Annotated in this window: 24 protein-coding genes and 5 tRNA genes; 21 read left to right on the plus strand and 8 right to left on the minus strand. The window is 53.2% G+C overall.

The window, feature by feature from the left end:
* Nucleotides 1-5: 5 nt before the first annotated feature.
* The 3 genes from WCC56_RS05355 (at nucleotide 6) to mltB (ending at nucleotide 2,876) form a co-directional block, all read left to right on the plus strand.
* Complete coding sequence (locus WCC56_RS05355) at nucleotides 6-356, plus strand: L-rhamnose mutarotase (RefSeq protein ID WP_424691419.1); 351 nt, start codon at nucleotides 6-8, stop codon at nucleotides 354-356.
* 87 nt (nucleotides 357-443) lie between these two features.
* Nucleotides 444-1,676: an L-fucose:H+ symporter permease gene (fucP, locus tag WCC56_RS05360; RefSeq protein ID WP_424691385.1), complete on the plus strand. Its 1,233-nt coding sequence runs from the start codon at nucleotides 444-446 to the stop codon at nucleotides 1,674-1,676.
* A gap of 132 nt (nucleotides 1,677-1,808) precedes the next feature.
* Nucleotides 1,809-2,876, plus strand: a complete 1,068-nt coding sequence (gene mltB, locus WCC56_RS05365) for a lytic murein transglycosylase B (protein WP_424691386.1) — start codon at nucleotides 1,809-1,811, stop codon at nucleotides 2,874-2,876.
* Nucleotides 2,877-2,880: 4 nt separating this feature from the next.
* Here the strand turns inward: mltB and WCC56_RS05370 are convergent, their stop codons facing one another.
* Genes WCC56_RS05370 through WCC56_RS05395 form a run of 6 tightly spaced genes read right to left on the minus strand, consistent with a single transcriptional unit; the run spans nucleotide 2,881 to nucleotide 7,837 of the window.
* Nucleotides 2,881-3,558, minus strand: coding sequence for a GntR family transcriptional regulator (locus tag WCC56_RS05370; RefSeq protein ID WP_424691387.1), 678 nt, complete (start codon nucleotides 3,556-3,558; stop codon nucleotides 2,881-2,883).
* A gap of 9 nt (nucleotides 3,559-3,567) precedes the next feature.
* Nucleotides 3,568-4,344: an ABC transporter ATP-binding protein gene (locus WCC56_RS05375; protein WP_424691388.1), complete on the minus strand. Its 777-nt coding sequence runs from the start codon at nucleotides 4,342-4,344 to the stop codon at nucleotides 3,568-3,570.
* Entirely contained in the window at nucleotides 4,341-5,027 is a 687-nt protein-coding gene (locus WCC56_RS05380; protein ID WP_424691389.1) for an ABC transporter permease, read from the minus strand. The genes WCC56_RS05375 and WCC56_RS05380 overlap by 4 nt, the downstream gene beginning before the upstream one ends.
* A gap of 9 nt (nucleotides 5,028-5,036) precedes the next feature.
* Nucleotides 5,037-5,756, minus strand: a complete 720-nt coding sequence (locus tag WCC56_RS05385; protein WP_424691390.1) for an ABC transporter permease — start codon at nucleotides 5,754-5,756, stop codon at nucleotides 5,037-5,039.
* A gap of 12 nt (nucleotides 5,757-5,768) precedes the next feature.
* On the minus strand, nucleotides 5,769-6,617 hold the full coding sequence (locus WCC56_RS05390) for a transporter substrate-binding domain-containing protein (RefSeq protein ID WP_424691391.1): 849 nt from the start codon (nucleotides 6,615-6,617) through the stop codon (nucleotides 5,769-5,771).
* 29 nt (nucleotides 6,618-6,646) lie between these two features.
* Nucleotides 6,647-7,837: a M20 metallopeptidase family protein gene (locus WCC56_RS05395; protein ID WP_424691392.1), complete on the minus strand. Its 1,191-nt coding sequence runs from the start codon at nucleotides 7,835-7,837 to the stop codon at nucleotides 6,647-6,649.
* 130 nt (nucleotides 7,838-7,967) lie between these two features.
* On the opposite strand from WCC56_RS05395, the gene WCC56_RS05400 reads away from it, so the two are divergent.
* The 16 genes from WCC56_RS05400 (at nucleotide 7,968) to luxS (ending at nucleotide 20,319) form a co-directional block, all read left to right on the plus strand.
* Nucleotides 7,968-9,101 carry a trans-sulfuration enzyme family protein gene (locus WCC56_RS05400; RefSeq protein ID WP_424691393.1) on the plus strand — a complete coding sequence of 378 codons (1,134 nt, stop codon included), beginning with the start codon at nucleotides 7,968-7,970 and terminating at the stop codon, nucleotides 9,099-9,101.
* Between the two features lie 25 nt (nucleotides 9,102-9,126).
* The gene (gene tam, locus WCC56_RS05405) at nucleotides 9,127-9,900 is read left to right on the plus strand and encodes a trans-aconitate 2-methyltransferase (RefSeq protein WP_424691394.1); all 774 of its coding nucleotides are present in this window, start codon (nucleotides 9,127-9,129) and stop codon (nucleotides 9,898-9,900) included.
* Between the two features lie 115 nt (nucleotides 9,901-10,015).
* Nucleotides 10,016-10,510: a nicotinamide-nucleotide amidase gene (pncC, locus tag WCC56_RS05410; protein ID WP_424691395.1), complete on the plus strand. Its 495-nt coding sequence runs from the start codon at nucleotides 10,016-10,018 to the stop codon at nucleotides 10,508-10,510.
* Nucleotides 10,511-10,608: 98 nt separating this feature from the next.
* The gene (gene recA / locus WCC56_RS05415) at nucleotides 10,609-11,676 is read left to right on the plus strand and encodes a recombinase RecA (RefSeq protein WP_424691396.1); all 1,068 of its coding nucleotides are present in this window, start codon (nucleotides 10,609-10,611) and stop codon (nucleotides 11,674-11,676) included.
* Between the two features lie 142 nt (nucleotides 11,677-11,818).
* Entirely contained in the window at nucleotides 11,819-12,334 is a 516-nt protein-coding gene (locus tag WCC56_RS05420) for a regulatory protein RecX (RefSeq protein ID WP_424691397.1), read from the plus strand.
* A gap of 139 nt (nucleotides 12,335-12,473) precedes the next feature.
* A complete protein-coding gene (alaS, locus tag WCC56_RS05425) occupies nucleotides 12,474-15,101 on the plus strand; it encodes an alanine--tRNA ligase (protein WP_424691398.1) in 2,628 nt (875 codons plus the stop codon).
* 247 nt (nucleotides 15,102-15,348) lie between these two features.
* Nucleotides 15,349-15,534, plus strand: coding sequence for a carbon storage regulator CsrA (csrA, locus tag WCC56_RS05430; protein WP_004155916.1), 186 nt, complete (start codon nucleotides 15,349-15,351; stop codon nucleotides 15,532-15,534).
* A 404-nt stretch (nucleotides 15,535-15,938) separates the two neighbouring features.
* A tRNA-Ser gene (locus tag WCC56_RS05435) sits at nucleotides 15,939-16,031 on the plus strand.
* Nucleotides 16,032-16,034: 3 nt separating this feature from the next.
* Nucleotides 16,035-16,111: transfer RNA gene (locus WCC56_RS05440), tRNA-Arg, on the plus strand.
* A gap of 111 nt (nucleotides 16,112-16,222) precedes the next feature.
* Nucleotides 16,223-16,299 (plus strand) — tRNA-Arg (locus WCC56_RS05445).
* A 92-nt stretch (nucleotides 16,300-16,391) separates the two neighbouring features.
* Nucleotides 16,392-16,468, plus strand: a tRNA-Arg gene (locus tag WCC56_RS05450).
* Between the two features lie 169 nt (nucleotides 16,469-16,637).
* Nucleotides 16,638-16,714: transfer RNA gene (locus WCC56_RS05455), tRNA-Arg, on the plus strand.
* A 312-nt stretch (nucleotides 16,715-17,026) separates the two neighbouring features.
* Nucleotides 17,027-17,593, plus strand: coding sequence for a fructose-1-phosphate/6-phosphogluconate phosphatase (yqaB, locus tag WCC56_RS05460; RefSeq protein WP_424691399.1), 567 nt, complete (start codon nucleotides 17,027-17,029; stop codon nucleotides 17,591-17,593).
* Complete coding sequence (locus tag WCC56_RS05465) at nucleotides 17,590-18,018, plus strand: YqaA family protein (RefSeq protein WP_424691400.1); 429 nt, start codon at nucleotides 17,590-17,592, stop codon at nucleotides 18,016-18,018. The genes yqaB and WCC56_RS05465 overlap by 4 nt, the downstream gene beginning before the upstream one ends.
* A gap of 31 nt (nucleotides 18,019-18,049) precedes the next feature.
* Nucleotides 18,050-19,651, plus strand: a complete 1,602-nt coding sequence (gene gshA / locus WCC56_RS05470; protein ID WP_424691401.1) for a glutamate--cysteine ligase — start codon at nucleotides 18,050-18,052, stop codon at nucleotides 19,649-19,651.
* 152 nt (nucleotides 19,652-19,803) lie between these two features.
* Nucleotides 19,804-20,319 (plus strand): S-ribosylhomocysteine lyase, encoded by a 516-nt coding sequence (luxS, locus tag WCC56_RS05475; protein ID WP_424691402.1) that lies wholly within the window; start codon nucleotides 19,804-19,806, stop codon nucleotides 20,317-20,319.
* Between the two features lie 74 nt (nucleotides 20,320-20,393).
* Here the strand turns inward: luxS and WCC56_RS05480 are convergent, their stop codons facing one another.
* Both WCC56_RS05480 and WCC56_RS05485 read right to left on the minus strand, forming a co-directional pair.
* Nucleotides 20,394-21,680, minus strand: coding sequence for an HlyC/CorC family transporter (locus tag WCC56_RS05480; protein WP_424691403.1), 1,287 nt, complete (start codon nucleotides 21,678-21,680; stop codon nucleotides 20,394-20,396).
* Nucleotides 21,681-21,705: 25 nt separating this feature from the next.
* Entirely contained in the window at nucleotides 21,706-22,497 is a 792-nt protein-coding gene (locus tag WCC56_RS05485) for a cytochrome C assembly family protein (protein WP_424691404.1), read from the minus strand.
* Between the two features lie 164 nt (nucleotides 22,498-22,661).
* On the opposite strand from WCC56_RS05485, the gene ffh reads away from it, so the two are divergent.
* Together ffh and rpsP are read left to right on the plus strand one after the other, a co-directional pair.
* The gene (gene ffh, locus WCC56_RS05490; protein ID WP_424691405.1) at nucleotides 22,662-24,023 is read left to right on the plus strand and encodes a signal recognition particle protein; all 1,362 of its coding nucleotides are present in this window, start codon (nucleotides 22,662-22,664) and stop codon (nucleotides 24,021-24,023) included.
* Nucleotides 24,024-24,159: 136 nt separating this feature from the next.
* Complete coding sequence (rpsP, locus tag WCC56_RS05495; RefSeq protein WP_105593983.1) at nucleotides 24,160-24,408, plus strand: 30S ribosomal protein S16; 249 nt, start codon at nucleotides 24,160-24,162, stop codon at nucleotides 24,406-24,408.
* The last annotated feature ends 4 nt before the right edge of the window (nucleotides 24,409-24,412 follow it).

Consider the following 24,412-nt stretch of genomic DNA (forward strand, 5'->3'; position numbering starts at 1 on the left):
CTGACATGACGGGCAATACGCGTTACTGCCAGGCGCTGGATCTGGCTGACGATCCGCAGCTGATTGCGGAGTATCGCCAGTATCACCAGCAGATCTGGCCCGAGATTGCGCAACATCTGCGGCGCTATGGCATCGCAGAGATGGAGATTTATCTGCTGGGAACACGGCTGGTAATGATGATGGAAACCACGCCGGAGTTCGATGCTGAGCAGTTTGCCAGGCAAAGCGAGCAGGATGCCAAAGTGGGCGAATGGGAGGCGCTGATGTGGAAATATCAGCGGCCAACGCCCTGGACGCCTGCCGGAGAAAAATGGGTAGCGATGGAACGGATTTTCTCTCTGCAGGAGCAGAACTAAGGTAATCAACGGGTTCTCTTCTGACCCACATCTTTTCTACTGCCGGTGTTTTTCGCTGTACTGGCCACAGCTACCGAGGAACGTAATATGTTAGTCAATAAAACGACTGCGCCGGCTTATCGCGAGCGGAAAGCGGCAACCAGCTATCGGCTGGCTTTTATTCTGGTGACCGTCCTGTTTTTCATGTGGGGGCTGTCTTATGGCTTGCTGGACGTGCTGAATAAGCATTTTCAGGAAGTGCTGCACGTGAACAAAGCACAGTCTGGTCTGCTGCAGGCGGCCTACTTCGGCGCTTACTTTGTGGTGGCCTTGCCCGCCGGGTTCTTTATGGACCGCTTCGGCTATAAAGCCGGGGTGCTGGTTGGACTGTGCCTTTACGCCGTCGGTGCGCTGCTGTTTGTGCCTGCCGCTTCAGCGGGGAGTTTTGAGATGTTCCTGCTGGCGCTGTTTGTGATCGCTTTAGGGTTAGGTTGCCTGGAAACGGCTGCAAACCCTTACGCCACGGTGCTGGGCGATCCTTCTGGCGCCGAACGTCGTCTGAACCTCTCGCAATCTTTCAACGGGTTGGGGCAGTTTGTGGGCCCGGTTATCGGTGGCTCGCTGTTCTTCTCTGCTACTCAGGGCAGCACCACGGAAGGGCTGGACTCGGTTAAAACAACCTATGTAGCGATTGCGGCTCTGGTACTGGTGATTGCCTTTGTCTTTGGCCGCACCCGCCTGCCGGATATTCGCGCTCAGGAAGAAGAGCAGAGCAGCGGCGATGAAAAAAGCCTGTGGCAGCACGGTCACTTCACCGGCGGGGTGATTGCTCAGTTTTTCTATGTGGCCGCTCAGGTTGGCGTGGGTGCCTTCTTTATTAACTACGTCACCGAACACTGGGCGAACCTTTCTAACCAAAACGCCTCGTATCTGCTGTCGGTTGGTATGGTCAGCTTTATGATTGGCCGCTTCTTCAGTACCTGGCTGATGGGACGCGTTCGCCCGGTAACGCTGCTGGTGGCTTATGCTGCGATCAATATTTTGCTGTGCGCCGTAGTGGTTTCTGGAATTGAAACGCTGTCGGTGATTGCACTGGTTGCGGTGTTCTTCTTTATGTCGATCATGTTCCCCACGCTGTTTGCGATGGGGGTTAAAAACATGGGCAAACAGACCAAACGCGCCAGCTCGCTGATGATCATGGCGATTGTGGGCGGGGCGATTATGCCGTATCTGATGGGCGCAGTAGCGGATCGCTACACCACTGCGGCGGCTTACTCCTTACCTCTGCTTTGTTTCGTGGTCGTCCTTGCTTATGCGCTTCGTCAGCGGGCAAGGACCTGATTCATCCTCTATACTCATTCCGCACTCCCCGGGCAGCCACTGGCTGCCCTTTCTTTACATAACATCTGCTTTTCTTCACGCCAGCCAATGCTTTACCATGGCGGCAACTCTTTATCGTCCAATGGATATTCAATGCGTTCTCTGGCCACACTTCTTCCCGCACTGCTGTTACTGACTGCCTGTAGTAGCCATAAACCCCCGCAGAACGTTGAACCGCAGGGCAATCCTTTTGGCGGTGGCTTCAAGCTTGACCCCGCGCACAACGCCGCTCCGTTGATGGGCGACTTTGCCAATAATCCGGCCACCGAGCGCTTTATTGATAAAATGGTGCGTGAACACGGTTTTCAGCGCCAGCAGCTGCATGATGTGCTGGCTCAGGCCAACAATCTGGACTGGGTTATCCGCCTGATGGATCGCCAGGCGCCGATTTCCCAGGGACCAACCGGGCCAAACGGCGCATGGATCCGTTATCGGGCCAAGTTTATTACCCCTTCTAACGTGCAAAACGGCGTAGTGTTCTGGAACCAGTACCAGGATGCGTTGCAGCGCGCTTACAAGACTTACGGTGTGCCGCCGGAAATCATCGTGGGGATTATTGGTGTGGAAACCCGCTGGGGCCGCGTAATGGGTAAAACCCGTATTATCGATGCGCTCTCCACGCTGGCGTTTAACTATCCTCGCCGGGCGGACTTCTTCAGCGCAGAGCTGGAAACCTTCCTGCTGATGGCAAGAGAAGAGGGCGATGACCCGCTGGATCTGCGCGGCTCTTACGCTGGTGCGATGGGCTACGGCCAGTTTATGCCCTCGTCCTTTAAAAGTTATGCGGTAGATTTTGATGGTGATGGGCACATCAACCTGTGGGATCCGATTGATGCGATCGGCAGCGTGGCGCACTACTTCAGCGAGCATGGCTGGGTGAAAGATGGCACCGTTGCAGTCCCTGCAACCGGCCCTTCGACGACCTGGGAAACCGGCTTTAAAACCCGTTACTCCGTTTCGTCACTGGCAGCCGGAGGCTTCCGCCCGCAGATAAAACTGGACGGCAATCAGCAGGTCAGCCTGTTGCGCTTTGATATGGGCACCAGTTATCAATACTGGTTCGGTTTGCCAAACTTCTACGCCATCACCCGTTATAACCACAGCAACCATTATGCGATGGCCGTGTGGCAACTTGGGCTGGCGGTGAAGGACGCGCGCTAAAAATTTAGCGCGGTGCTGAAGAGGAAAGACCTGCAAAGCCTTGCAGGTCTTCTTCCAGTGAAGAACGAATATGTTTATGGGTCATCGCTTCGGCCTGATCCTCATCCCCGTTGATCAACGCCTCATGCAGTTCATGATGCCCGCTCACCAGCGGCTCCCTCTGCGGCCAGTGGCCTTCTGACCAGCGATACAACCACTCCATTTTATCCTGCAACTGCTTGTGCCTGCGGTTGAGATGCCCGTGACCGGTCGCGTCTACCAACGTGCGATGGTAAAGCAGATCGGCCTCTACGCGCATATCCATATCGCCAGTTTCCGCCTTCGCTAACCCTTCAAAAGCCTTATTCAGTTTCTGTCGTATCAGCGGCGTGCGGCGGCTGACATAGATTCTGGCGGCCAGACATTCCAGCGCTTCCCGCAAGGTGTAAATTTCCCAAATTATATCGGCATTCAACGGCGCTACATGGCAGCTGAGATAAGGCGAACGCACCACCAGTTCCTGCGCCTCCAGTGCAAACAGCGCCGAGCGAACGGTGCTGCGTCCCACGCCCATCTGCTGGGCGAGCGCAATTTCAGTCAGCACTTCACCGGGCTGCAAGCGGCCATGAACAATCTCCCGCCGAAGCCAGTCGATGGCGTTATCCTGCAAACTTTTGCGTACGATGGGATCTTGTTTGTCCATGACGAAACCTTAAAAGTTGCGCTGGAAATGGCTGCTGACAAATGCCCGGCAGCGGTCTGAGTTCGGGTTGGAAAAGACCTGCTCCGGCGGTCCTTCCTCTTCAACCCTTCCCTGATGAAGGAAAATGGCTTTGTTCGACACTTCGCGGGCAAAGCCCATTTCATGGGTGACGATAATCATGGTGCGGCCTTCTTCAGCAAGACTACGGATCACTTTTAAGACGTCGCCGACCAGTTCCGGATCGAGTGCTGAGGTTGGCTCATCAAACAAGATGGCTTTGGGGTGCTGCGCCAGCGCACGGGCAATAGCAATTCGCTGCTGCTGGCCACCGGAAAGATGGGCAGGCCAAGCATCTCTCTTGGCCGACAACCCGACTTTTTCCAGCAGTGCTTCCGCTTCTTCAATACACTCTTTTTTATTGCGCTTCTGCACATGCACCGGCGCTTCAATGATGTTTTGCAGCACGGTGCGGTGCGGCCACAGGTTAAAGCTCTGGAAGACAAAACCCAGCTGCTGCCGGATGTTCCTCACCGAGTTTTGCTGTGCTCTGGTCAGCGTGCCGTCGCTGCCGGTCAGGGTGATTTTTTCGTTCGCTACCTGAATTTCGCCGCCCTGGGCAACCTCCAGAAAAGGAATGCAGCGCAGCAGGGTGCTTTTACCCGACCCGCTGGCACCAATCAGCGAAATCACATCACCGTCATTAGCCGTCAGGCTGACATCATGCAGCACTTCATGCTGATCAAAACTCTTCTTTATATTACGCAGCGTCAGGGTTGGTGTACTCATGCTCTTGCTCCGAACTTATCGGGTGAAAGGTATTTCTCAAACAGGGAGAGCCCTTTGGTGACAATCAGCGAGATAGCCAGGTAGATTACCGCTGCACTGATGAAGACTTCCAGCGCACGGTAAGTTGAAGAGACCTCTGCGTTGGCAATGCCGGTAACATCCATCAGGCTGATGGTGCTGACCAGCGAAGTCGACTTAGCCATCGAAATCACTTCATTACTGTAGGCCGGCAACGCCTGACGAACGGCAATCGGCAGCGTAATACGTTTGAGGATAGTGAACGTTGACATACCGCAAACCCTGGCGGCCTCGATTGCGCCTGAAGGCACTGCGCGAATGCCGCCTCTCAGGATTTCAGAGGTGTACGCCGCATCATTCAGGATTAACGCTAACAGTCCGCACCAGTAGGGATCTCGCAGGAACGGCCAGAGAAAGCTGTGACGAATTGCGCTGATGTTACCGAGACCGTAATAGATCATAAAAATCTGGATCAGTAACGGCGTGCCACGGAACAGAAAAACGTAGCTTCTGGCGACATAACTGCCCACCAGCGTGGCGCGGAGTAAGTTAAGCGTCAGCGCCAGCAAACCACCGCCCAACAGCGACAGGATCGCCAGGTTCAGGGTCAGCGGCAGACCGGCTAACAGCTTCAGAAAGGTTTCTTGTATAAAGATTATGTCCATGCGAGGCCCTTAAAGCTGGTGGTAATTTTGACCGCGCAAAGACCATTTCTCAGCCTGACGGATCACAAACTCAGAGACGGTGGTAATCAGCAAATAGATCACCGCGCCAACGGCAAAGAAGAAAAAGGGCATCTGCGTCGAACCGGAAGCGACCTGCACCTGATTCATGGTTTCGACCAGACCTGTTACCGACACCAGCGCAGACTCTTTAATTGCCGACTGCCACTGATTACCCAAACCTGGAATAGCGGTGGTTAATGCCTGCGGCACGATCACCCGCCGGAACATCAGCCATTTTCCCATGCCTACCACGGTGGCAGCTTCCAGCGTGCCTTTGGGAATAGTGTGATAAGAGCCCCGAAACACCTCAGCCTGCCCTGCGCCCGAGATCAGTCCGATAGCCAGTGCGCCTGCGACAAATCCGCTGATATCAAACGGCCCCTGCATCCCCAGCGCATGCCCAAAGAAGGACAGCACCTGGCGCCCGCCGAAGTAGAAGATGTAGATAACAATCAGGTCAGGAATTCCGCGTAACACCACGGTATAGCCTTCCGCCAGCCTGCTCAGCCAGCGGTTACCGGCAATCTTTGCCCAGGCCACCAGGCTGCCAATCACCGAGCCCAGTAAAAAGGCGCAAAGTGACACGGACACCGTCACACCTGCGGCTTTCAGCAGCACGAGGCCCCATCCGTCGGGGCCAAAACTCAGAAGTTGCCAGTCAATACCCATAAGGAACTCCGATTATTGTGGCGACAAGTCCATACCAAACCATTTGATAATCAGGGCTTTCATCGTGCCGTCTTTCACCATGCTGTCGATGGCGGTGTTCAGCTTCGCCTGCAGTTCACTGTCGTCTTTGCGCAGACCAATTGCTGAACCTGAACCCAGCACACCATTCTGGAAGGTGTAGCCGGTCAGCGCGCCATTGCCGTTAGACCGCTTCACGTAGGCCGTCAGGTTAGGCACCGCTGCCATCACCATATCCACGCGACCGGCATCCAGATCGAAAAAGGTGTCTTTGCCGCCAGGATAGGTGCGGATAGTGGCGATATCGCCAAAGTATTTTTTCAGGAAGTCAGCTTGAATGGTGGCGACCTGCACGCCAATGGTTTTGCCTTTCACCAGTTTGGCGATGCTCTCGATAGCTGGTTTGCTTGCGGCATCATCGGTCAGTGAAATACGGGTTCCGGTGCCCGGCAGGCTGGTGATGCTGCTGTCTTTAGTGGTGACAAAACCGGAGCCGCCGTTGATGTAAGCGCTGGTAAAGTTGATGGTTTCCTGACGTTTAGGGGTGATGGACACCGCATCGACGATCGCATCGTATTTTCCGTCCAGCAGGCCAGGGATCATCCCGCCCCAACTCTGCGCCACGATTTTGTAACTGAAGCCCGCGCGTTTGGCGATCTCTTTGATCATGTCTGGCTCGAAGCCCACAATCTCACCGCTTGGCGTGGTTTGATTGTACGGAGGGAAGGCACCTTCGGTGGCGAAGGTCAGCGTGGAGAGGTCTCTCGCCTGTAATTGTGGCAGAACCAGCAGGCCAAGTGCGGCAACGGCGCCGGTAAGGAAACGTTTGCGTGTCAGAATCATGTGCTACCCCTGAGAAAGTGAAAAACGGATTAAGAGAGAATATCGAGTGTTAAACGTGTCAGCGCGATGGCCCCTACGCTGATGCAGCCTTCATCAGGCTGATAATCTGAGTTATGAACATGGTCGTTACGGCCAGGCTGAGCCGATCCGATATGGATCTGACAGGCTGGCACCAGGTCGGAGAAGTAGGAGAAGTCTTCAGCACCGAAGCTTGTGCCTTGCTGCATATCGGGCTGCTTTTTAAACTGGCTGATGATGCTCTTCTCGGCCAGGTCGACCATTCTGTTGTCATTCAGCAGCGGAGGCACGCCACGCTGGTAGTTAATCTCTATTTTTACGTTCATCGACAGCGCCACACCGGCACATACGCGTCGGAATGCGGCTTCAACATGATCGCGTGAAGCGGCAGAGCGCGCGCGCACGGTGCCACGGAACAGGCATGAATCAGGAATGATATTGTGAATGGCCCCGCCTTCAATATGCCCAACGGTCAGCACCGCTGACTGGGCAGGATCCATCTCGCGGGAGATGATGGTCTGAAGTTGAGTAATCAGGTACGCGGTAGCCACAATCGGATCCGCTGCGGCATGAGGGCGGGCAGCGTGACCGGAGATGCCGATCACCTGAACATCGAACTCATCGCAGGAAGCTGTACTGGCGCCACGGGTCAGTAAAATGTTGCCTACTGCCAGTTCAGGGCGGTTATGGAAGGTGATTGCCATGTCCTGGCCTTCAGCCGCTCCGTCCGCAATCATCGCTGCGGCACCGCTTTCCGTGGTCTCTTCCGCTGGCTGGAAGACCAGACGAACAGACCCTTTAAGCAGCGGCTGCAACTCTTTCAGCGTGGCCGCTACGCCAAGCAGCGTTGCCGTGTGCAGATCGTGCCCGCAGGCGTGCATTTTACCCGGATAGACGCTGGCAAAAGGCAAGCCGGTTCGCTCTTCTATTGGCAGCGCATCCATGTCGGCGCGCAGCAGCAGGTTTGGTCCTTGCTCAGCGCCATGAATATCCAGCATTACCCCGGTTTTTCCCACCCCAGTCTGCGGCTCAAAACCCATGCGCTTCAGCTCTTGGGCGATCACTTCTGCCGTACGATGAGTATCAAAACCCAGTTCCGGATGAGCATGGATATCGCGGCGCAGCGTAATCAGATGCTGCTCCATCCCTTTCACCATCCCGGCAATTTTTTCATCAATGCCCTCAGGCTGAGACGCGTTCATTCATAACCTCACAGTGGGAAAATTGGTCCCTGAGCAGGCAGGGGGTGGGTGAATATTCATCGTTCAAAAGATAGACAATTGATTGTCGACAATCGATAATGGCCAAAAAATCAACAGGAAACAAGTCGCCATGAGCAAAAATGCAACCTTGCTGGCTGGACTGGGTCATTACGCCGATCCGCAAAACGGTGGGCTTGTCCCGCCGATCCAGAGCAGCGTCACCTCAGTTATCGACGGCAGCGAAGGTGCATTGGGATATGCCCGTAGCGGTAACTCTGCTGTGTTGCTGGCTGAATCGCTGCTTAACACCCTTGAAAAAGGACAGGGTTGCGCTTTCTTCAATGCGGGAGCTTCTGCGGCCTGGGCCGTGCTTGCAACCCTCAAGCCTGGTGACGGCGTGATCCTCGAAGCGGATTGCTATTACGAGTTTCGCTCGATCATCAGCCGCTACTGCGAACGCCTGGGGATCGCGTTAACATTGGTAGACCTTTGTAACCTGGAAGCGGTAGAGCAGGCAACGCGTCAGGGTCATACGAATTTGATCTGGGCCGAGTTGCCCACCAATCCGCTATGGAAAATAGCGGATATTCAGGCCGTGGCTACTCTCGCTCATCAGGTCGGCGCAAGGCTGATTGTTGATGCTACGGTAGCGACGCCTTTGTGGCTGAATGCGTTGAAACTGGGTGCAGATGTGGTGCTTCATTCGGCGACGAAGTACCTGAACGGCCACGGAGATTTAACCGCGGGCGCGCTGGTCACCGCGAAGCAGGACGCGTGGTGGCAGGAGATTACCGCTTACCGCACCGCCTCGGGATCTGTTTTGCCCTCCATGGAAGCCTGGTTACTGCTACGGGGAATGCGCACGCTTTCTCTGCGAGTGGAAAGGGCCTCTGAGAACACGCTGAAAATCGCACGCTGGCTGGCACAGCAGCCTGCCGTATCCGTGGTGCATTATCCCGGACTGGAACAGAATCCGCATTTCCCGTTAGCCCAGGCGCAATTCGCTGGCGGCTTTGGCGCGATGTTGTCGTTCCAACTTCGTGCCGGAGCAAAAGCGGCGTCTGAGTTTTGTCTTCGTACCTCTGTCTTTCGTCACTCAACGTCATTAGGTTCTACAGAAAGCCTGATTGAACATCGCCGTAGCACGGAAGGCGAGGGGTCTCGTTGCCCTGACGATCTGCTGCGGCTGTCAGTGGGTATTGAAGACAGTGACGATCTTCTCGCTGACCTTGCTCAGGCGTTAGCTGCTACAGTTAACGGGTAGGGTTGATCGTTATGATGAGGAACACATGAAAGACTGGAACCCCGATCTTTACCGTCAGTTTGAAGCTGAACGGACTCGTCCTGCCACCGAATTACTTTCGCGAATTCCCCTTCGACATGTCAGCCGCGCTACCGACCTGGGCTGTGGGCCTGGCAACAGCACTGAACTCCTTTGTCAGGCCTGGCCAGAAGCGCGTGTCACCGGGCTGGACAGCTCGCAGGCGATGCTGGAACAGGCGCTGAAACGTCTGCCGGATTGCCATTTTGTGCAGACTGATATTCGTCACTGGCAGGCTGAAGTGCCGCAGGAGGTGATTTATGCCAATGCCTCTTTGCAGTGGCTTAGCGATCATCAGCAGCTGTTTCCGCATCTGGTAGCGCAGCTGGCTTCCGGGGGTGTGCTGGCTATTCAGATGCCGGATAACCTCGACCAGCCGACACACAGCCTGATGCGTAAAGTGGCAGAGGATCGCCGTTGGGCAGAAAAAATTGGCCCCGGTGCCGCCGACCGCAAAAAATTACTCAGCACTGAAGCCTATTACGACTTACTCAGCGCGGCGGGCTGCAAGGTCGATATCTGGCGAACCACTTATTACCATGTGATGCCTTCGCACCAGGCGATGGTGGACTGGCTCAAGGCGACGGGGCTTCGACCGTTCCTCACTCCGCTGCAAGAACCGGAGCAAGAGGCTTTCCTGGCGGAGTACCTGCGTGAGCTGACCGGCGCTTATTCGCTTCGGCAGGACGGCAATGTGCTGATGCCCTTCCCACGGCTGTTTATGGTGGCAAGAAAAGGCTAATCCGGCCTCAGATAAGACTGGAAGACGGCTCGCAAACAAGGCGTTTACGGGCCATCTTCCAGCGTAAAAAATGGTATTCTTGCCGTTCAGTCATTGAGGGAAATGAGGAGGCGGGATGACCGATCTGGAATTACTGCAGCTGAGTACAGATGTGGGGCAGCGGCTGTTACAACGCAAGGCTACTGTGACAGCAGCCGAATCCTGCACCGGCGGCTGGATTGCTAAAGTGCTGACGGATATCTCCGGCAGTTCACAATGGTTTGAACGTGGCTTCGTGACTTACAGTAACGAGGCTAAACAAGATTTGGTCGGGGTTACGGCCTCCTCGCTGGCGCGTTTTGGGGCGGTTAGCGAACAGGTGGTTCGGGAAATGGCAGAGGGCGCGCGCCAGCAGGCAGGAGCAGATTTTGCGCTTTCTGTCAGTGGCATAGCCGGGCCTGATGGCGGTTCGGCGGAGAAACCGGTGGGCACTGTCTGGTTTGGTTTTGCTGCGGCAGGGAAGGAGACGCTGGCTCAACGTCAGGTTTTCTCCGGTGACCGTGAAGCGGTTCGCCGTCAGGCCACAGCCTGGGCGCTACTGACACTGCGAGATCATTTTCTCGAAAATTAAACTTGATACTGTATGAGCATACAGTATAATCAGCCCCATATTGACTATATGCAAAGCCGCGTGTGCGTGTGCTTTACCCCGCATGATTAGGAGTAGAAATGGCTATCGACGAAAACAAGCAAAAAGCACTGGCAGCAGCGCTGGGCCAGATTGAAAAGCAATTTGGTAAAGGCTCCATCATGCGCCTGGGTGAAGACCGTACCATGGACGTGGAGACCATTTCGACCGGTTCCCTGTCACTGGATATCGCACTGGGTGCGGGCGGCCTGCCAATGGGGCGTATCGTTGAAATCTATGGCCCTGAGTCTTCTGGTAAAACCACGCTGACCCTGCAGGTGATTGCTTCCGCACAGCGCAAAGGCAAAACCTGTGCGTTTATCGATGCTGAGCACGCACTGGACCCGGTCTACGCGAAAAAGCTGGGTGTAGACATCGATAACCTGCTTTGCTCCCAGCCGGATACCGGCGAGCAGGCACTGGAAATCTGTGATGCGCTGGCCCGTTCAGGCGCTGTAGATGTGATCATCGTTGACTCCGTTGCCGCATTGACGCCAAAAGCCGAAATCGAAGGTGAAATTGGTGACTCTCATATGGGCCTGGCGGCACGTATGATGAGCCAGGCGATGCGTAAACTGGCCGGTAACCTGAAAAACTCGGGCACCCTGCTGATCTTCATCAACCAGATCCGTATGAAAATCGGTGTGATGTTCGGTAACCCGGAAACCACTACCGGTGGTAACGCCCTGAAGTTCTATGCTTCTGTCCGTCTGGATATCCGCCGCATTGGTGCGATTAAAGAAGGCGACGAAGTGGTAGGCAGCGAAACCCGCGTGAAGGTAGTGAAGAACAAAATCGCTGCGCCATTCAAGCAGGCTGAGTTCCAGATCATGTACGGCGAAGGCATCAACATTTACGGCGAGCTGGTGGACCTGGGCGTGAAGCACAAGCTGATTGAGAAAGCCGGTGCCTGGTACAGCTACAACGGCGATAAAATCGGTCAGGGTAAAGCGAACTCAGGTAACTTCCTGAAAGAGAACCCGGCTATCGCCAACGAAATTGAAGCTAAACTGCGTGCTACGCTGCTGACCAACCCGGATACTAAGCCTGATTTTGTGGCAACGGCAGCTGAGTTAGATGAAACCAGCGAAACCAACGAAAACGTCTGATTTCGTCCCTGACAGCCTGACTGGGCTGTCAGCATACAAAAAAAGGAACGGGATCAAATCCGTTCCTTTTTTTGTTTCTTGCTTTAATCCTCGCTACCCTTACCTTCTAATCCCTCTTTAAATCTGAAAATCGTGGAGCAAGATGTCTGACGCCACTGAACGTAGCCAGTTTGCCCGCCTGCTGGATCGTGCCATGCGCATCCTTGCCATGCGCGATCACAGCGAAGTCGAGTTTCGCCGGAAGCTGGCGTTGTCAGCCGAACGTGCCGCGCTGTATGCTAAAAACAAATCTCAGGAGCCGGAAACCGTCACGCCGGAGCAAATCGACCGCGTCGTGGCCTGGTGCTATGAAAATCGTTATCTTGATGATGCCCATTTCGCCGAGCGCTTTGTCGCCAGCCGCAGCAGAAAAGGCTACGGCCCGCAGCGTATTCGTATGGAAATGGGGCAGAAGGGCATTGATAAGGCGCTGACTGATGAGGTGTTAGCCAATACGGAAATTGACTGGACGCGGCAGGCTTTTGAAGTGGCGGAACGCAAATTTGGCTTACCGCTGCCCACCGACTGGAAGGAAAAAGCCAAAGTCCAACGCTATCTGATGACGAAAGGCTTCTTTTCAGATGATATTCGCGCCATTTTCTCAAATTTTGACGAATGACCGACGATGGGATTTTACTTCCCCACGAAGAAAATTTATCTTATTCACCACTTTTTGTTCGTGAGTTGCCAGCTAAGGCTAACGCTTTCTGGCGAAGTAAGACTCACGAAACAGTCTTTAGCGTGATTCAGGGACAATTATGAGCAAGAGCACTGCGGAGATTCGCCAGGCGTTTCTCGACTTTTTCCAAAGCAAGGGACACCAGGTTGTAGCCAGCAGCTCCCTCGTCCCAAACAACGATCCGACGTTGCTGTTTACCAACGCCGGTATGAACCAGTTTAAGGATGTTTTCCTCGGCCAGGATAAGCGTAACTATTCCCGCGCTACCACCTCTCAGCGCTGCGTGCGCGCAGGTGGCAAACATAACGACCTCGAAAACGTTGGCTACACCGCCCGTCACCATACTTTCTTTGAAATGCTGGGTAACTTCAGCTTCGGCGACTACTTCAAGCGTGAGGCAATTGGCTTTGCGTGGGAGCTGTTGACCGGCGAGCAGTGGTTTAACCTGCCGAAAGAAAAACTGTGGGTTACCGTGTACGAGACCGATGACGAAGCCTTCGACATCTGGGAAAAAGAAGTGGGTGTCCCGCGCGAGCGCATTATCCGCATCGGCGACAACAAAGGCAGCGCTTATGCCTCTGATAACTTCTGGCAGATGGGCGACACCGGCCCTTGCGGTCCGTGCTCCGAGATTTTCTTCGACCATGGTGATCATATCTGGGGCGGACCTCCGGGCAGCCCGGAAGAAGATGGCGATCGCTATATCGAGATCTGGAACATCGTCTTTATGCAATTCAACCGTCAGCCAGATGGCACCATGCTGCCACTGCCTAAGCCATCCGTAGATACCGGAATGGGGCTGGAGCGCATTACAGCGGTACTGCAACACGTTAACTCTAACTACGAAATCGATCTGTTCGATAACCTGATCAAGTCCGTAGCTAAAGTGACTGGCGCGACCGATCTGACCAGCAAATCACTGCGCGTGATTGCCGATCATATCCGTTCCTGTGCCTTCCTGATTGCCGATGGCGTTATCCCTTCGAATGAGAACCGTGGCTACGTGCTGCGCCGCATCATTCGTCGTGCTGTTCGTCATGGCAATATGCTGGGCGCGCAAGGTTCCTTCTTCTGGAAACTGGTTGGGCCGTTGGTTTCTGTGATGGGTGCTGCCGGCGAAGAGTTGGCCAGCCAGCAGTCTCAGGTTGAGCAGATCCTGAAAACGGAAGAAGAGCAGTTTGCTAAAACGCTTGAGCGTGGTCTGGCGCTGCTGGACGAAGAGCTGGAGAAACTGCAGGGCGATACACTGGATGGCGAAACCGTCTTCCGTCTGTACGACACCTTCGGCTTCCCGGCTGACCTGACGGCAGACGTTTGCCGCGAAAGAAATCTGAAGATTGATGAGGCTGGCTTCGAGAAAGCGATGGAGCAGCAGCGTCAGCGCGCGCGTGAGGCCAGCGGCTTCGGCGCTGATTACAGCAAAGTGATCCAAATTGATGCCGCGTCTGCTTTCAAAGGCTACGACCAGCTTGAACTGAACTCCACTGTGACCGCTATTTTTGTCGACGGCAAACCGGCGACAGAGATCGTGGCTGGCCAGGAAGGGGTGATTGTGCTGGACGAGACGCCATTCTATGGCGAGTCTGGTGGGCAGGTTGGCGATACCGGCGAACTGAAAGCGGCTGCTGCTGCGTTCAACGTGACAGATACGCAGAAATACGGCCAGGCGATTGGGCATACTGGCAAGCTCTCAGCCGGTCAAATCCGCGTGGGAGACCGCCTGTCAGCGCAGGTTGATGAGGCTCGCCGAGCCCGCATTCGTCTGAATCACTCTGCTACTCACCTGTTACATGCTGCATTGCGTCAGGTTCTGGGCCATCATGTGGCGCAGAAGGGCTCTCTGGTGAATGACAAATACCTGCGTTTTGACTTCTCGCATTTTGAAGCGATGAAGCCGGAAGAGATCCGCCAGGTTGAAGAAATTGTTAACGCACAGGTCCGTCGCAATCTGCCGATTGAAACCAACATCATGGAGCTGGAAGCCGCGAAGTCCCATGGTGCGATGGCGTTGTTCGGTGAAAAGTATGATGATCACGTGCGTGTGTTGAGCATGGGTGACTTCTCTACTGAACTGTGCGGTGGAACTCATGCCAGTCGCACAGGCGATATTGGCCTGTTCCGCATTCTGTCTGAGTCTGGCACTGCGGCTGGCGTTCGTCGTATTGAAGCGGTGACCGGAGAAAACGCCCTGGGTCAGATGTATGCCCAGAGCGAGCAGCTGCAGGACATTGCGCAGTTGATTAAGGCCAATAACAGTAACCTGAGTGAAAAGGTTCGTGCGATGATTGATCACGTACGCGGCCTGGAGAGGGAGCTGCAACAGCTTAAGGATCAGCAGGCGGCGCAGGAGAGTGCGTCACTGAGCAGTAAAGCTATAGAGATTAAAGGGACGAAGTTGCTGGTCAGCGAACTGAGCAACGTAGAACCGAAGATGCTGCGTACGATGGTCGACGAACTGAAAAATCAGCTCAAGTCAGCCATCATCGTGCTGGCTACCGTGGCGGATGGGAAAGTCTCCCTGATTGCCGGGGTAACTAAAGATCTGACTGACCGGGTTAAAGCCGGTGAACTTGTGGGTGAACTGGCTCAGCAGGTTGGCGGGAAAGGCGGTGGACGCCCTGACATGGCTCAGGCTGGCGGGACCGATGCTCAGGCGCTGCCTGCAGCACTGGCTGGCGTTGAGTCCTGGGTCGCTGCTAAGCTGTAACACAATAAAAAATGCACGCAGTGGGCGTTGTGGAGCGAAATCCATGGCGCCAGCTGATCAGGTGCGCTCTTAAAAAACACAAAGTCAGGTTAGCAAAGGGTATTTCGGCTAAACTAAGTATCAGCAGAATGTATTGGTATGATGGTGCACTTGTGGTGTATTTGTCATAGTCTATATTTAGCGTTATACGATGGATAATGCCGGGCGACAGTTAACCCGACTCTTTTAATCTTTCAAGGAGCAAAGAATGCTTATTCTAACTCGTCGAGTTGGTGAAACCCTCATGATTGGCGATGAGGTGACTGTAACGGTGCTGGGTGTGAAAGGGAACCAGGTTCGCATCGGTGTGAACGCCCCTAAAGAAGTGTCTGTCCATCGCGAAGAGATCTATCAGCGAATTCAGGCCGAAAAAACTCAGCAAACGAGTTACTAACGGATCCAGCGTCTCGCTCCATAGCGAGGCGCTACCGCTTTTCTGCTGCATCCCCGCCTTTCTTCTGTCTTTGTTTCCCTGTTATTCCTTGTGTAACTTCCCTCTTTTTACCGTGTTTCAGCCTTAACGGCATGTTCAGTGGCCACGATCTACCTTCTAAAGTGCAAACTCCCGCCTCTCAAAGATTTTCTTCTATTCAGTTTATTGCGTTATTGCGTTCGCATGATTGTTGATATTTCAATCTTTTTGTCGTCAAAATGCCCGTATTGCCTGCGAATTGTGCAATCAAACACGCAGGGGGAAAAAATGTTTTGACTTATAAGTCCGCCAAAGTAATATGTGCGCCACGCAGTGCCGATGAGCAGTTATCAAGTTCTGAAGCACAACTCGCAAGAGTGTGTACTGGTGAGGTGGCCGAGAGGCTGAAGGCGCTCCCCTGCTAAGGGAGTATGCGGTCAAAAGCTGCATCCGGGGTTCGAATCCCCGCCTCACCGCCATTTGCATCCATAGCTCAGCTGGATAGAGTACTCGGCTACGAACCGAGCGGTCGGAGGTTCGAATCCTCCTGGATGCACCATTTTCAAGAAAGTTTCTCTCAAACTTTCTGTGCAGTAAGTAGTACGATACTTGTTAGCAGCTTGTATCACGGTGAGTCGTTAGCACCCTGCGTTATACCAGAATTTGACATGCATCCATAGCTCAGCTGGATAGAGTACTCGGCTACGAACCGAGCGGTCGGAGGTTCGAATCCTCCTGGATGCACCATTTCTGAGAAGTGAAAGCGTTCCTACGAATGGCAATCAGTTTCTTCCGTATCTCCTCAGGTTTGTCGCGTTATCTCCCCTTGTTTTTCCGATGCATCCATAGCTCAGCTGGATAGAGTACTCGGCTACGAACCGAGCGGTCGGAGGTTCGAATCCTCCTGGATGCACCATATTTTACCCAATTGGCAGCACCCCTGTTCTGGCAGATCAGCATGATGTTGAAGCCGGCACAAAGGATGATAACGTTGCTTTAGCAACGCCCCGCAAGGGTGAGGCGAAGCCGAATAATCCTCCTGGATGCACCATTTTGTATCCCTCAGCATTACCGCATTTCCCGATGCATCCATAGCTCAGCTGGATAGAGTACTCGGCTACGAACCGAGCGGTCGGAGGTTCGAATCCTCCTGGATGCACCATATTTTACCCCTCTGGCAGCCCCCCTGTTCTGGCAAATCAGTATGATGTTGAAGCCAGTACCAAGGATGATTTCATCCGGAAAACCTCAACTCTTTTCACTCTTCCGTACGCCTCAACATATTAACTTTCTGATTACCCTATAAAAAATACGTCTACTCTGTTCTGAATGCCTCTGAGTTTATTCTCACGACAAATTCTGATAATAAAAATCCTTAGTTAAATCAAGGCATTTGCGGATCCATGCCAACAGCGACAAGTGCAGCGCTTTACGCTAAAGTAATTGTTCTTTGATCAGGGATGGAGAGAGAAAAATGTACGACAGTTATGCCGGGTTGATTTTCGATATGGATGGCACCATTTTGGATACGGAACCCACGCATCGTAAGGCCTGGCATGAAGTGCTGGCACGTTATGGAATGCAGTTTGATGAACGTTCGGTGATTGGCCTTAACGGCTCACCCACCTGGCGAATTGCTGAAGTGATCATCGCCAGCCAGCAAAGCACGCTGGATCCTTTTAAGCTGGCGGAAGAAAAAACCCTGGCGCTAAAAGAGATGCTCTTTGATACCGTGCAGCCTCTGCCGTTAATAGAGGTGGTTAAAGCCTACAAAGGACGTCGTCCTATGGCTGTAGGCACCGGCAGCGAGCATGCGATGGCAGAAGCGTTGCTGCAGCATCTCGGGCTGAGAGAGTACTTCGATGTGGTGGTTGGAGCGGATGACGTCACCCGACACAAACCAGAGCCAGAAACCTTTCTACGCTGTGCAGAGTTGATGAAGGTCGTTCCCTCACGCTGTGTGGTGTTTGAAGACGCTGATTTCGGCATTCAGGCTGCGCAGGCAGCAGGGATGGATTATGTGGACGTTCGTCTGCTGTGAGTGACTGGCTCGCTTACGGGTCGATGTTCGCCAGCAGTTTTCTCAGTGCAACTTTGTTACCCGGCAGTTCAGAAGTCTTACTGGCGGGCCTGCTGATAGCAGGAAAGGTTTCAGTGAGTGGCATTATTGCAACCGCAGCACTTGGTAACACGCTAGGCGGTCTGACAAATATTATCATTGGTCGCTGGCTGCCGTTAAAACAGCAGGGGCGATGGCATAACACAGCAACGGCGTGGCTGCACCGCTTGGGGCCTGCTGCGCTGCTATTTAGTTGGTTACCAGTGATTGGTGATCTGCTATGCGTTCTCGCCGGCTGGCTTCGTTTTGCCTGGCTTCCTGTGGTGTTTTTTCTCACCATAGGCAAGACCTTGCGTTACTTAGCGTTGGCGTACGCAACACTACAGGGCATGGATTGGTGGCATTGATTCGCGAATAATCGGCGCTACGGTTAACATTATGCTTAACAATAATAAGTTTTTCTCCGAGCGGGAGGTCAATTTGATCCCGGACGTATCACAAGCGCTTTCCTGGCTGGAAGCTCATCCTGACGCCTTAAAAGGCATTGGTCGCGGTATTGAACGCGAAACGCTGCGCGTCAGGCCAGATGGTCATCTGGCCACCACCGGGCACCCAAAATCCCTTGGCTCGGCGTTAACGCACAAGTGGATAACCACGGATTTTGCGGAAACGCTGCTCGAATTCATCACGCCGGTAGAAGGCAACATTGACAATCTGTTGGCCTTTTTACGGGATATCCACCGTCATACCTCGCGCGATTTAGGCGAAGAGCGTATGTGGCCGATGAGTATGCCGTGCCTGATTGACGACAGTCAGAACATAGAACTGGCTCAGTACGGCAGCTCCAACATTGGCAAGATGAAAACGCTTTACCGTGAAGGCTTAAAAAACCGCTACGGTTCGCTGATGCAGGTTATCTCTGGCGTCCATTACAACTTCTCACTGCCGCTCTCATTCTGGCAGGCATGGGCAGAAGGGAAGGACGAGAAGAGTGGCCAGGATGCGATCTCCGAAGGCTATTTGCGTTTAATCCGTAACTACTACCGTTTTGGCTGGATCATTCCTTATCTGTTCGGCGCATCTCCGGCGATCTGCTCCTCTTTCCTGCAGGGAAAAGAGACCAAATTGCCGTTCGAGAAAACTGACAAGGGCATGCTCTATCTGCCTTATGCCACCTCTTTACGTTTAAGCGATTTAGGTTATACCAATAAATCGCAGAACGGACTGGGCATTACCTTCAATAATCTGCCGGATTATGTGAAGGCGCTGAAAGCGGCGATTAAAACGCCTTCAGAAGAGTATGCTCAAATGGGCACTAAGGACGAGCAGGGCAACTGGTTGCAGCTGAATACCAACGTTCTGCAGATTGAGAACGAGCTGTATGCGCCTATCCGTCCTAAACGAGTGACTCGCTCGGGTGAGAATCCTTCTGACGCGCTGCTGCGTGGCGGAATTGAGTATATCGAAGTGCGTTCCCTGGACATTAATCCGTTCTCTCCAATCGGCGTCGATGAAAATCAGGTTCGCTTCCTCGATTTGTTCCTGATTTGGTGTACGCTGGCAGATGCGCCGGAGATGAGCAGCGATGAACTGCTTTGCACCAAGACCAACTGGAACCGCGTAATCCTTGAAGGGCGTAAACCTGGCCTGATGTTAGGGATGGGATGTGAGGAAGCGCAGCATCCGTTGGCCGACGTTGGCAAAACGCTGTTTAAAGATCTGCGTCGCGTGGCTGAAACGCTGGATAGCCAGCAAGGAAATCATCTGTATCAGGAAGTGTGTGACCGTCTGGTGGCTTCTTTCGACGATCCGGATCTGACCTATTCAGCACGTTTCCTGGCCGCTTTGAAAGATAACGGCATTGGCGGCACAGGTCTGGCACTGGCTGAGCAGTATCGCCATCAGTTAGCGGAAGAGTCGTTAGAGATATTGACAGAGTCTGATTTCGAGCAGGAAGCATTACGCTCAAAAGCCAGTCAGCAGGAAATTGAAGAAAGTGATACGCTTAGCTTTGAAGATTTTTTGAAGAGTCGCAGTTAAGAAAAGAAAATGGCCACATTGCTGTGGCCAAAATAACATCTCTGTTGTCAGGGATGATGATAACAAAATGCGCGTCTTTCATAGATTCAGACCGGGCACGACAGAGAAAGTTTCACTGATTCAAAAATAAATTCATTCGTTGAGGTAACAATATGCCATTGCTGGATAGCTTTACTGTCGATCATACGATCATGGCGGCACCTGCGGTTCGTGTAGCTAAGACCATGAACACTCCTCATGGCGATACCATTACCGTTTTCGACCTGCGTTTTTGCAAGCCAAACAAAGAAGTGATGCCTGAGCGCGGGATCCACACGCTGGAACACCTGTTTGCTGGCTTCATGCGTAACCACCTGAATGGTGATGGCGTGGAGATCATCGATATCTCGCCAATGGGTTGCCGTACCGGCTTCTATATGAGCCTGATAGGGACACCTGACGAGCAGCGTGTGGCAACAGCCTGGAAAGGGGCAATGCAGGACGTGCTGAAAGTGACCGATCAGCGCAAGATCCCCGAACTGAACGAATATCAGTGCGGAACGTTTGAGATGCACTCTTTAGATGAAGCGCAGGACATTGCGCGTCATATTATCGACAACGACATTCGCGTGAACCATAACGACGAACTGGCGCTGCCGAAAGACAAATTGCAGGAACTGCACATCTAGTTTGTCAGGGGCGGCTCAGTTCGCCCCAGCCTCTTCAGGGCGGGATCTTTTCCGCCCTTCATTACTGCCAGTCCTTACGATCCCACTGACTCTTTTAACGACTTCTTCGGTGTGATCCGTACCTGCTTAATCATATTCTCCTGTACATCAAGAATATCAATCGCATAGTTACCGACCTTAACCCGGGTATCAGGTAACGGAATATCCTGGATCTCTTCCAGTATCATGCCGTTAACCGTGCGGGCTTCATCTTCTGGCAGTGACCAGTTGAACGCTTTATTTAACTCACGAATGTTGGCACTGCCTTCAACCAGCACAGAACCATCATTCTGGGGCACCACTTCTTCTGCCAGAGTGGGGGACATTGAGGTGGTGAAATCGCCGACTATCTCTTCAAGGATGTCTTCAATCGTTATCAATCCTTTGATATCACCATACTCATCCACGACAAGACCGACTTTCTTCTTGTTGCGCTGGAATTTGATCAGCTGAATGTTCAGCGGCGTGCCTTCAGGAACGTAGTAGATTTCGTCTGCAGCCCGCAGCATCACTTCTTTGGTGAACTCTTTCTTCTCGGTCATCAGGCGATAAGCTTCACGTACGCGCAGCATGCTGATGGTGTCGTCCAGAGAGTCACGGTAGAGCACAATGCGGCCATGAGGAGAATGGGTCAGCTGGCGAACAATCGATTTCCAGTCATCGTTGATATTGATGCCGGCAATTTCATTGCGAGGCACCATGATGTCATCAACGTTCACTTTTTCCAGATCCAGAACCGACAGCAGCATGTCCTGATTACGGCGGGACATCAGTGAGCGCGACTCATGAACGATGGTACGAAGCTCATCTTTGCTTAAGGCTCCGCTGATTGCACCGTCACTTCTGATACCAACCATGCTCATCAGCAGGCGAGTAATGGTGTTCAGTAACCACACCAGCGGCATCATCACTATCTGTAACGGGCCGAGCAGCACGCTGCTTGGAAAGGCCACTTTTTCCGGGTACAACGCGGCAATAGTCTTCGGCAGAACTTCTGCGAACACCAGCACGCCGAACGTCAGGATACCGGTAGCAATGGCTACGCCAGCATCGCCGTAAAGACGCATGCCGACGATAGTGGCTATCGCGGAAGCCAGGATATTTACCAGGTTATTACCAATCAGCACCAGGCTAATCAGGCGGTCAGGACGACGCAGCAGTTTTTCTACACGACGAGCGGCACGGTTGCCGTTTTTAGCCTGATGGCGGAGCTTATAGCGATTGAGGGTCATCATGCCTGTTTCGGATCCTGAGAAGTAGGCCGAGACAAAAATCATGATGACCAGCGTGATAATTAACGTGGTGGTTGAAACATGTTCCAACGAGGGAATTCCTTGTAGTGAAGGGTCATGAGGTCAGGAAGTGCTGCAACATCCGGCTACCGAAGTACGCCATGGTCAGCAGGAAAGCTCCACCGCAGTTGAACCAGGCTACGCGACGACCGCGCCAGCCTTCGTGATAATGACCCCAAAGCAAAACGATATAGACGAACCAGGCAAGAATCGACAGCACGGCTTTATCAACATTCTCGCGACTGAAAAGATCGTGCATGTAAAACAAGCCGGTGCAGAGCACCAGCGTCAGAAGCACCACGCCAACCTGAGTGATGTGGAACATCTTGCGCTCAATGGTCATCAACGGCGGGATGTCGCTATTGAAGGCCAGCTTCTTGTTTTTCAGCAAATAGTCAATCCACGCCAGCTGTAAGGCATAGAGTGCAGCAATGATCAGCGTAGCATAAGCAAACAGGGCAAGGCCGATATGCACCATCATTCCCGGCGTGGTTTCCAGGTGGGTGATAAAGGCATTAGGCACAAACGTGGCAAAGGCGAGGTTAATCAAGGCAAAGCTGTACACGATAGGCAGCATCATCCAGCCGCGATTGCGTGAAGCAACAATGGTCATGATGGCGCAAATCAGCAGGCTGACCAGCGAACCAATATTTAGCAGGCTAAGATTTTGCCCCCCGTCGATGGCAAAAATACGCTGTTGCAAGGCCACAGCGTGGCAAATCAGCGCGATAACCGCAGAGATCACCGCCAGACGACGCCATGCACTCTGCTTGCGCAGCAGGCTGGGAATAATCAAAGCAAGGCTGAAGGAGTAGGCGAGTAGCGCCAGGATCGCAAAAACGGACATAAATGTTGTCAGGTACCAGCCAGATGAGAAAAAAATCAGTATAGCGTTAGCGGCGGCTGGCTCCAAACGATCTCAACGCAGATGGCTGAGATCGCAGCGGCTTCATGTTATAATCCGACCCATTGTGTCGCCTGGCGACCTCTCATTACGTTGAGCGAGAGACGATGTTTGATAATTTAACCGACAGATTGTCGCAATCCCTGCGAAATATCAGTGGCCGTGGACGGCTGACCGAAGACAACATTAAAGACACGTTGCGTGAAGTTCGCATGGCATTACTTGAGGCGGACGTTGCGCTGCCGGTTGTGCGTGATTTTATCAACCGCGTTAAAGAGCGGGCGGTTGGTCAGGATGTGAATAAAAGCCTGACCCCAGGTCAGGAGTTCGTCAAGATCGTTCAGAGCGAACTGGTCACGGCGATGGGCGCAGAAAATAATACGCTCAACCTGGCGGCTCAACCTCCGGCCGTGGTGCTGATGGCAGGCCTGCAAGGTGCGGGTAAAACCACCAGCGTAGGTAAGCTGGGTAAATTCCTGCGCGAGAAGCACAAAAAGAAAGTGCTGGTCGTCTCTGCTGACGTGTATCGCCCTGCGGCGATCAAACAGCTGGAAACGCTGGCAGAACAGGTAGGTGTCGATTTCTGCCCGTCCGACCTCAGCCAGAAGCCGGTTGATATTGTTAAGAATGCTTTACAGCAGGCTAAGCTGAAGTTCTACGATGTGCTGCTGGTGGATACCGCCGGTCGGTTCCACGTAGACGAAGCGATGATGGATGAAATCAAACAGGTTCACGCCGCGATTAACCCGGTAGAAACCCTGTTTGTTGTCGATGCCATGACCGGTCAGGATGCTGCCAATACAGCGAAAGCGTTTAACGAAGCGCTGCCGTTGACCGGTGTGATCCTGACAAAGGTGGACGGTGATGCCCGTGGCGGTGCTGCGCTCTCTATCCGTCAAATCACCGGTAAGCCAATTAAATTTATGGGTGTCGGCGAAAAAACCGAAGCCCTGGAGCCGTTCTACCCGGAACGTATTGCTTCTCGTATTCTCGGCATGGGCGACGTTCTGTCGCTGATTGAGGATATCGAGAGCAAAGTTGACCGTGCTCAGGCTGAAAAGCTGGCGAGCAAGCTCAAAAAAGGGGACGGCTTCGATCTGAACGACTTCCTCGATCAGCTTAAGCAGATGCGCAATATGGGCGGCATGGCCAGCCTGATGGGCAAACTGCCGGGCATGGGTCAGTTGCCAGACAACGTGAAGTCGCAGATGGACGATAAAGTGCTGGTGCGTATGGAATCAATGATCAACTCCATGACGCGCAAAGAGCGCGAAAAGCCGGAGATCATTAAAGGTTCCCGCAAGCGCCGCATTGCAACAGGTTCAGGTATGCAGGTGCAGGACGTTAACCGCTTATTGAAGCAGTTCGACGACATGCAGCGCATGATGAAGAAGATGAAGAAGGGCGGTATGGCGAAGATGATGCGCGGCATGAAAGGTATGATGCCGCCGGGCTTCCCTGGCCGTTAAATCACCCGGAAAAGCACTTTGGCGAATTAGATTGCTTTTTGCGCCAAAATGAGTAAAATTTTCGGGCTTTTTATATTGCATTCGGGCCCCGTTCCCTCAATGGGGCCCGGATGTTTTATTAACTCAAGAGGATGTTATGGTAACAATTCGTTTGGCACGTCACGGCGCTAAAAAGCGTCCGTTCTATCAGGTAGTCGTAACCGACAGCCGTAATGCTCGCAACGGTCGCTTCATCGAGCGCGTTGGTTTCTTCAACCCGATCGCATCTGGTCAGGCTGAAGCACTGCGTCTGGATCTGGACCGCATTGAGCACTGGGTTGGCCAGGGCGCTACTCTCTCTGACCGCGTTGGTGCGCTGGTCAAAGAAGCTAAGAAAGCAGCTTAATCTG

Source organism: Erwinia sp. (assembly GCF_049696395.1).
Lineage (GTDB): Bacteria > Pseudomonadota > Gammaproteobacteria > Enterobacterales > Enterobacteriaceae > Erwinia.

Excerpts from the sequence above, each read along its gene's own strand:
- WCC56_RS05355 (WP_424691419.1), top strand. The coding sequence starts at position 6 with ATGACGGGCAATACGCGTTACTGCCAGGCGCTGGATCTGGCTGACGAT.
- fucP (WP_424691385.1), top strand. The coding sequence starts at position 444 with ATGTTAGTCAATAAAACGACTGCGCCGGCTTATCGCGAGCGGAAAGCG.
- mltB (WP_424691386.1), top strand. The coding sequence starts at position 1,809 with ATGCGTTCTCTGGCCACACTTCTTCCCGCACTGCTGTTACTGACTGCC.
- WCC56_RS05370 (WP_424691387.1), bottom strand. The coding sequence starts at position 3,558 with ATGGACAAACAAGATCCCATCGTACGCAAAAGTTTGCAGGATAACGCC.
- WCC56_RS05375 (WP_424691388.1), bottom strand. The coding sequence starts at position 4,344 with ATGAGTACACCAACCCTGACGCTGCGTAATATAAAGAAGAGTTTTGAT.
- WCC56_RS05380 (WP_424691389.1), bottom strand. The coding sequence starts at position 5,027 with ATGGACATAATCTTTATACAAGAAACCTTTCTGAAGCTGTTAGCCGGT.
- WCC56_RS05385 (WP_424691390.1), bottom strand. The coding sequence starts at position 5,756 with ATGGGTATTGACTGGCAACTTCTGAGTTTTGGCCCCGACGGATGGGGC.
- WCC56_RS05390 (WP_424691391.1), bottom strand. The coding sequence starts at position 6,617 with ATGATTCTGACACGCAAACGTTTCCTTACCGGCGCCGTTGCCGCACTT.
- WCC56_RS05395 (WP_424691392.1), bottom strand. The coding sequence starts at position 7,837 with ATGAACGCGTCTCAGCCTGAGGGCATTGATGAAAAAATTGCCGGGATG.
- WCC56_RS05400 (WP_424691393.1), top strand. The coding sequence starts at position 7,968 with ATGAGCAAAAATGCAACCTTGCTGGCTGGACTGGGTCATTACGCCGAT.
- tam (WP_424691394.1), top strand. The coding sequence starts at position 9,127 with ATGAAAGACTGGAACCCCGATCTTTACCGTCAGTTTGAAGCTGAACGG.
- pncC (WP_424691395.1), top strand. The coding sequence starts at position 10,016 with ATGACCGATCTGGAATTACTGCAGCTGAGTACAGATGTGGGGCAGCGG.
- recA (WP_424691396.1), top strand. The coding sequence starts at position 10,609 with ATGGCTATCGACGAAAACAAGCAAAAAGCACTGGCAGCAGCGCTGGGC.
- WCC56_RS05420 (WP_424691397.1), top strand. The coding sequence starts at position 11,819 with ATGTCTGACGCCACTGAACGTAGCCAGTTTGCCCGCCTGCTGGATCGT.
- alaS (WP_424691398.1), top strand. The coding sequence starts at position 12,474 with ATGAGCAAGAGCACTGCGGAGATTCGCCAGGCGTTTCTCGACTTTTTC.
- csrA (WP_004155916.1), top strand. The coding sequence starts at position 15,349 with ATGCTTATTCTAACTCGTCGAGTTGGTGAAACCCTCATGATTGGCGAT.
- yqaB (WP_424691399.1), top strand. The coding sequence starts at position 17,027 with ATGTACGACAGTTATGCCGGGTTGATTTTCGATATGGATGGCACCATT.
- gshA (WP_424691401.1), top strand. The coding sequence starts at position 18,050 with ATGCTTAACAATAATAAGTTTTTCTCCGAGCGGGAGGTCAATTTGATC.
- luxS (WP_424691402.1), top strand. The coding sequence starts at position 19,804 with ATGCCATTGCTGGATAGCTTTACTGTCGATCATACGATCATGGCGGCA.
- WCC56_RS05485 (WP_424691404.1), bottom strand. The coding sequence starts at position 22,497 with ATGTCCGTTTTTGCGATCCTGGCGCTACTCGCCTACTCCTTCAGCCTT.
- ffh (WP_424691405.1), top strand. The coding sequence starts at position 22,662 with ATGTTTGATAATTTAACCGACAGATTGTCGCAATCCCTGCGAAATATC.
- rpsP (WP_105593983.1), top strand. The coding sequence starts at position 24,160 with ATGGTAACAATTCGTTTGGCACGTCACGGCGCTAAAAAGCGTCCGTTC.